At 42.0% G+C, this 6,470-nt stretch carries 8 protein-coding genes and 1 pseudogene; 8 read left to right on the forward strand and 1 reads right to left on the reverse strand.

What is annotated here, in order from left to right:
- From SORDD05_RS01350 to SORDD05_RS01385, 8 genes and pseudogenes are all read left to right on the forward strand, one after another.
- Positions 1-118 (forward strand): annotated as a pseudogene (locus SORDD05_RS01350) (F0F1 ATP synthase subunit C); the annotation flags it as partial.
- 34 nt (positions 119-152) lie between these two features.
- Positions 153-866 carry a F0F1 ATP synthase subunit A gene (gene atpB, locus SORDD05_RS01355; protein WP_061416761.1) on the forward strand — a complete coding sequence of 238 codons (714 nt, stop codon included), beginning with the start codon at positions 153-155 and terminating at the stop codon, positions 864-866.
- Between the two features lie 13 nt (positions 867-879).
- On the forward strand, positions 880-1,374 hold the full coding sequence (gene atpF / locus SORDD05_RS01360; RefSeq protein WP_000558543.1) for a F0F1 ATP synthase subunit B: 495 nt from the start codon (positions 880-882) through the stop codon (positions 1,372-1,374).
- Complete coding sequence (locus SORDD05_RS01365; RefSeq protein ID WP_038806143.1) at positions 1,374-1,910, forward strand: F0F1 ATP synthase subunit delta; 537 nt, start codon at positions 1,374-1,376, stop codon at positions 1,908-1,910. The genes atpF and SORDD05_RS01365 overlap by 1 nt, the downstream gene beginning before the upstream one ends.
- A gap of 14 nt (positions 1,911-1,924) precedes the next feature.
- On the forward strand, positions 1,925-3,430 hold the full coding sequence (gene atpA, locus SORDD05_RS01370; protein WP_061416762.1) for a F0F1 ATP synthase subunit alpha: 1,506 nt from the start codon (positions 1,925-1,927) through the stop codon (positions 3,428-3,430).
- A gap of 15 nt (positions 3,431-3,445) precedes the next feature.
- Positions 3,446-4,324 carry a F0F1 ATP synthase subunit gamma gene (locus SORDD05_RS01375; protein ID WP_061416763.1) on the forward strand — a complete coding sequence of 293 codons (879 nt, stop codon included), beginning with the start codon at positions 3,446-3,448 and terminating at the stop codon, positions 4,322-4,324.
- A gap of 85 nt (positions 4,325-4,409) precedes the next feature.
- Complete coding sequence (gene atpD, locus SORDD05_RS01380) at positions 4,410-5,816, forward strand: F0F1 ATP synthase subunit beta (RefSeq protein WP_061416764.1); 1,407 nt, start codon at positions 4,410-4,412, stop codon at positions 5,814-5,816.
- A gap of 10 nt (positions 5,817-5,826) precedes the next feature.
- Positions 5,827-6,246 carry a F0F1 ATP synthase subunit epsilon gene (locus SORDD05_RS01385; RefSeq protein WP_000068036.1) on the forward strand — a complete coding sequence of 140 codons (420 nt, stop codon included), beginning with the start codon at positions 5,827-5,829 and terminating at the stop codon, positions 6,244-6,246.
- A gap of 44 nt (positions 6,247-6,290) precedes the next feature.
- Here the strand turns inward: SORDD05_RS01385 and SORDD05_RS01390 are convergent.
- A partial coding sequence (locus SORDD05_RS01390) for a beta-propeller fold lactonase family protein (protein ID WP_155718843.1) occupies positions 6,291-6,470 on the reverse strand: 180 nt, incomplete at its 5' end.

Raw genomic sequence — 6,470 nt, forward strand, 5'->3', positions numbered from 1 at the left:
GTCAGCAGCTCGCCAACCAGACATCATTCCACAATTGCGTAGCTTAATGATCATGGGGATTGCCTTTATTGAAGGAACATTCTTTGTAACTCTCGTATTTTCATTTATCATCAAATAAAAAGAAGTATAAAATGGAAAAGGGAGGATTCTAGATGGAAGAAAGTATCAATCCAACCATCAATATTGGTCCTGTTACCTTTGATTTGACCTTGACAGCCTTGACCCTGCTGTCTGTAGTCGTTATTTTTGGCTTTATCTATTGGGCAAGTCGGAATATGACTGTGAAACCCAAAGGAAAGCAAAATGTACTGGAGTATCTCTATGACTTCGTAGTCGGATTTACAGAACCTAATGTAGGCTCACGGTACATGAAAGATTACTCACTCTTTTACTTGTGTTTATTTCTTTTTATGGTGATCGCAAACAATCTTGGTTTGATGGCAAAACTTCAAACTACAGATGGGACAAATCTGTGGACATCGCCAACAGCCAATCTTCAATTTGACTTGGCCATGTCGTTTGGAATTATCCTGATGACCCATATAGAAGGAATTCGTCGCCGTGGTGTTAAAAAGTATCTGAAAGGCTTTGTTACCCCAGGTTTTATGACACCGATGAATCTCCTTGAAGAAGTCACGAATTTCCTATCACTTGCTTTGCGGGTATTCGGAAATATCTTTGCCGGAGAAGTGATGGCTAGTCTGCTTATCACACTTTCTCATCAGGCTCTTTATTGGTATCCAGTCGCATTTGTTACCAATCTAGTCTGGACGGCGTTTTCTGTGTTTATTTCCTGTGTTCAGGCTTATGTATTCACAGTCTTGTCTTCTATGTATCTAGGAAATAAAATTAATGATGAAGAGTAGAAAGGAGTAACAGATGCACGTAACAGTAGGTGAATTAATTGGTAACTTTATTTTAATCGCTGGCTCTTTTATCCTTTTGATTGTCTTAGTTAAGAAATATGCGTGGTCAAACTTGACAAGTGTCTTCGAAGAAAGGGCAAATAAAATTGCTGCTGATATTGATGGAGCTGAACAAGCTCGTCAAAAAGCAGAAACTCTTGCCCAAAAACGTGAAGATGAATTGGCTGGTAGTCGCAACGAAGCCAAAACAATCATTGAAAATGCTAAAGAGACTGCAGAGAAGAGTAAAGCAGATATTCTGGCAGATGCTAAAGTAGAAGCAGGTCGCTTAAAAGAGAAGGCGAATCAAGAAATTGCTCAGAATAAAGCTGAGGCTTTGCAAAGTGTTAAGGGCGAGGTGGCAGATTTGACGATTAGTCTCGCTGGTAAAATCATCTCAAAAAACCTTGATAGTCATGCTCATAAGGAACTCATTGATCAGTATATCGATCAGCTAGGAGAAGCCTAATGGACAAGAAAACAGCAAAGGTAATTGAAAAGTACAGCATGCCTTTTGTCCAATTAGTGATTGAGAAAGGAGAAGAGGACCGGATTTTTTCAGACTTGGATCAAATCAAACAAGTTGCAGAAGAAACGGGCTTACCTTCTTTTTTAGCTCAGGTGGCAGTTGATGAGTCTGATAAGGAAAAAACAGTTGGTTTCTTTCAAGACTCTGTCTCACCTTTAATGCAAAACTTTATTCAGGTTCTGATTTACAATCACAGAGCAAATCTTTTTTATGATATCATTGTTGATTGTTTGAATCGTCTTGAAAGAGAAACCAATCATTTTGTAGTTACGATTTCTTCAGCTCATCCTTTAACGGACGAACAGAAGGAACGTTTGCTTCCCTTGATTGAGAAAAAAATGTCTCTGAAAGTACGGAGTATCAAAGAACAAATTGATGAAGGGCTCATTGGTGGTTTTGTCATTTTTGCCAATCACAAGACAATTGATGTGAGTATTAAACAACAACTTCGAGTTGTTAAAGAAAATTTGAAATAGAAAGTGGTGTTCTTTTGGCAATTAACGCACAAGAAATCAGCGCTTTAATTAAGCAACAAATTGAAAATTTCAAACCCAATTTTGATGTATCTGAAACAGGTGTTGTAACCTATATCGGGGACGGAATTGCGCGTGCTCACGGCCTTGAAAATGCCATGAGTGGAGAGCTATTGATTTTTGAAAACGGCTCTTATGGGATGGCGCAAAACTTGGAGTCAACAGACGTTGGGATTATCATCCTAGGTGACTTTACAGATATTCGTGAAGGCGATACAATTCGTCGTACAGGTAAAATCATGGAAGTTCCTGTTGGTGAGAGCCTTATTGGACGTGTTGTGGATCCACTTGGTCGTCCAGTTGACGGTCTTGGAGAAATCCATACTGATAAGTCTCGTCCAGTAGAAGCGCCGGCTCCTGGCGTTATGCAACGTAAGTCTGTATCAGAACCATTGCAAACAGGTTTGAAAGCTATTGATGCCCTTGTTCCGATTGGTCGTGGTCAACGTGAGTTGATTATCGGTGACCGTCAGACAGGGAAAACAACCATTGCAATTGATACAATCTTGAACCAAAAAGGTCAAGATATGATCTGTATCTATGTTGCAATTGGACAAAAAGAATCAACCGTTCGTACACAAGTAGAAACACTTCGTCAGTACGGTGCCTTGGACTACACAATCGTTGTGACAGCCTCTGCTTCACAGCCATCTCCATTGCTCTTCCTAGCTCCTTATGCTGGAGTTGCTATGGCTGAAGAGTTTATGTACCAAGGGAAGCATGTTTTAATCGTTTATGATGATCTTTCAAAACAAGCGGTAGCTTATCGTGAACTTTCCCTCTTGCTTCGTCGTCCACCAGGTCGTGAAGCCTTCCCAGGGGATGTTTTCTACCTCCACAGCCGTTTGCTTGAGCGCTCAGCTAAAGTTTCTGACGAGCTTGGTGGCGGATCAATCACAGCCCTACCATTTATTGAGACGCAAGCAGGTGATATCTCTGCCTATATCGCAACCAACGTGATTTCAATCACAGATGGACAAATCTTCCTTGGAGATGGTCTCTTTAACGCAGGTATTCGCCCAGCTATTGATGCAGGTTCATCTGTATCTCGTGTAGGTGGTTCTGCTCAAATTAAAGCCATGAAGAAGGTTGCTGGTACTCTTCGTATCGACCTTGCTTCATACCGTGAGTTGGAAGCCTTCACTAAGTTTGGTTCGGACTTGGATGCAGCAACTCAGGCTAAGTTGAATCGTGGTCGTCGTACGGTTGAAGTTCTGAAACAACCAGTTCATAAACCATTACCTGTTGAGAAACAAGTAACCATTCTTTATGCTTTGACACATGGTTTCTTGGATACGATTCCTGTAGATGACATTGTTCGTTTTGAGGAAGAGTTTCATGATTTCTTTGATGCACAACATCCAGAGATTTTGGAAACTATTCGTGAAACAAATGACTTGCCAGAAGAAGCAGTCTTGGATGCTGCGATTACAGAGTTTCTCAATCAATCCAGCTTCCAATAAGAATAGAGGTGTCAGATGGCAGTATCTCTAAATGATATTAAAACAAAAATCGCCTCAACAAAAAATACTAGTCAAATCACCAATGCCATGCAAATGGTATCGGCTGCCAAGTTAGGTCGCTCTGAAGAAGCAGCACGCAACTTTCAAGTTTACGCTCAGAAGGTTCGTAAGCTTTTGACGGATATTCTGCATGGTAACGGATCTGGTGGTTCTACCAATCCGATGCTCATTAGTCGCCCAGTTAAGAAAACAGGCTATATCGTTATTACTTCAGACCGTGGCTTGGTTGGAGGTTATAATGCTTCCATCCTCAAAGCTGTGATGGAGCTGAAAGAAGAATACCATCCAGATTGTACAGGTTTTGAGATAATCTGTATTGGTGGTATGGGAGCTGATTTCTTTAAGGCTCGTGGCATTCAACCAATCTATGAATTGCGGGGCTTAGCAGATCAACCTAGTTTTGATGAAGTTCGTAAAATTATTTCAAAAACGATTGAAATGTATCAAAATGAACTTTTTGATGAACTCTATGTTTGTTACAACCATCATGTCAATACTCTCACAAGTCAAATGCGTGTGGAACAAATGCTGCCGATTGTTGACTTAGATCCAAATGAAGCGGATGAAGAGTATAGCTTGACATTTGAGTTGGAAACGAGTCGTGATGAGATTCTAGAGCAGTTGTTACCTCAGTTTGCAGAAAGTATGATATACGGGGCTATCATCGATGCCAAGACAGCTGAGAATGCTGCTGGTATGACAGCCATGCAAACGGCGACTGATAATGCTAAGAAAGTCATCAATGATTTGACAATCCAGTATAACCGTGCCAGACAGGCGGCGATTACACAAGAAATTACAGAAATCGTAGCGGGGGCTAGTGCCTTAGAATAAGGCTTTGCCTCCCTCGTATCAAAATGAACTTAGGACCTAGGTAAACTAGGAACCGACAGTATCTTATATAGAATAGGAGAAGGAGATGAGTTCAGGTAAAATTGCTCAGGTTATCGGACCCGTTGTAGACGTCTTGTTTGCAGCTGGGGAACCACTTCCTGAGATTAACAATGCACTTGTCGTCTACAAAAATGACGAAAGAAAAACAAAAATCGTCCTTGAAGTAGCCTTGGAGTTGGGTGATGGTATGGTCCGTACGATCGCCATGGAATCAACAGATGGTTTGACTCGTGGAATGGAAGTTTTGGACACAGGCCGTCCAATCTCTGTGCCAGTAGGTAAAGAAACTTTGGGACGTGTCTTCAACGTTTTGGGGGATACTATTGACTTGGATGCTCCTTTCGCTGAAGACGCTGAGCGTCAGCCAATTCATAAGAAAGCTCCAACTTTTGATGAATTGTCTACCTCATCTGAAATCTTGGAAACAGGGATCAAGGTTATCGACCTTCTTGCCCCTTACCTAAAAGGTGGTAAAGTTGGACTTTTCGGTGGTGCCGGAGTTGGTAAAACCGTCTTGATTCAAGAATTGATTCACAATATTGCCCAAGAACACGGTGGTATTTCAGTATTTACCGGTGTTGGGGAACGTACTCGTGAAGGGAACGACCTTTACTGGGAAATGAAAGAATCAGGTGTTATCGAGAAAACAGCCATGGTATTTGGTCAAATGAATGAGCCACCAGGAGCACGTATGCGTGTTGCCCTTACTGGTTTGACAATCGCTGAATACTTCCGTGATGTAGAAGGTCAAGACGTTCTTCTCTTCATTGACAACATTTTCCGTTTCACACAAGCTGGTTCAGAAGTATCTGCCCTTTTGGGTCGTATGCCATCAGCCGTTGGTTACCAACCAACACTTGCTACGGAAATGGGTCAATTGCAAGAACGTATCACATCAACCAAGAAGGGTTCTGTAACCTCTATCCAGGCTATCTACGTGCCAGCGGATGACTATACTGACCCAGCGCCAGCGACAGCCTTCGCTCACTTAGATTCAACTACAAACTTGGAACGTAAGTTGGTACAATTGGGGATTTACCCAGCCGTTGATCCGTTGGCTTCAAGCTCACGTGCCTTGGCACCTGAAATTGTTGGAGAAGAGCACTATGCAGTAGCTGCTGAAGTTAAACGTGTTCTTCAACGTTACCATGAGTTGCAAGATATTATTGCTATCCTTGGTATGGATGAGCTTTCTGACGAAGAAAAGACTTTGGTTGCTCGTGCCCGTCGTATCCAGTTCTTCTTGTCACAAAACTTCAACGTTGCGGAGCAATTTACTGGCCAACCTGGTTCTTATGTACCAGTAGCAGAAACGGTTCGTGGTTTCAAGGAAATCCTTGAAGGGAAACATGACCACTTGCCAGAAGATGCCTTCCGTGGAGTTGGTTCAATCGAAGACGTCATTGCTAAGGCAGAGAAAATGGGATTTTAAGAGGTGATCTATGGCTCAGTTAACTGTCCAGATCGTGACACCAGATGGCCTCGTCTATGATCACCATGCCAGCTTTGTATCGGTACGAACTCTGGATGGTGAGATGGGGATCTTGCCACGACATGAAAATATGATTGCGGTTTTAGCGGTTGATGAAGTAAAGGTAAAACGAATCGATGATGATACTCATGTGAACTGGATTGCAGTGAACGGAGGAATTATCGAGATTGCTAATGATATCATTACCATTGTAGCCGACTCAGCAGAGCGTGCTCGTGATATCGATATCAGCCGTGCTGAACGTGCTAAACTTCGCGCCGAACGTGAAATTGAAGAAGCTCAAGACAAGCACTTAATTGACCAAGAACGACGCGCTAAGATTGCTCTTCAACGTGCCATTAACCGTATTAATGTCGGAAATAAACTATAATACAAAAAATGAACTTGAATCTCAAGTTCATTTTTTTGATTATCTTAGTTCGCAAAGTGGATACAGACTGCTTCTGGGACATGGAAATCGTTAGAAAGTTCAGCAAGACGACCACTTTCAGGATTACGCTTAAAGACGGTTGCGTTATCAGAATCTTGATGAACAGCAATGAGAAACTCTTGATCAGGAGTTAGGTCGAAATCACGTGGATTTTGTCCGTGTGT

This window comes from Streptococcus oralis (assembly GCF_001578705.1).
Lineage (GTDB): Bacteria > Bacillota > Bacilli > Lactobacillales > Streptococcaceae > Streptococcus > Streptococcus oralis_J.

Excerpts from the sequence above, each read along its gene's own strand:
- atpF (WP_000558543.1), top strand. The coding sequence starts at position 880 with ATGCACGTAACAGTAGGTGAATTAATTGGTAACTTTATTTTAATCGCT.
- atpD (WP_061416764.1), top strand. The coding sequence starts at position 4,410 with ATGAGTTCAGGTAAAATTGCTCAGGTTATCGGACCCGTTGTAGACGTC.
- SORDD05_RS01385 (WP_000068036.1), top strand. The coding sequence starts at position 5,827 with ATGGCTCAGTTAACTGTCCAGATCGTGACACCAGATGGCCTCGTCTAT.
- SORDD05_RS01375 (WP_061416763.1), top strand. The coding sequence starts at position 3,446 with ATGGCAGTATCTCTAAATGATATTAAAACAAAAATCGCCTCAACAAAA.
- atpB (WP_061416761.1), top strand. The coding sequence starts at position 153 with ATGGAAGAAAGTATCAATCCAACCATCAATATTGGTCCTGTTACCTTT.
- SORDD05_RS01365 (WP_038806143.1), top strand. The coding sequence starts at position 1,374 with ATGGACAAGAAAACAGCAAAGGTAATTGAAAAGTACAGCATGCCTTTT.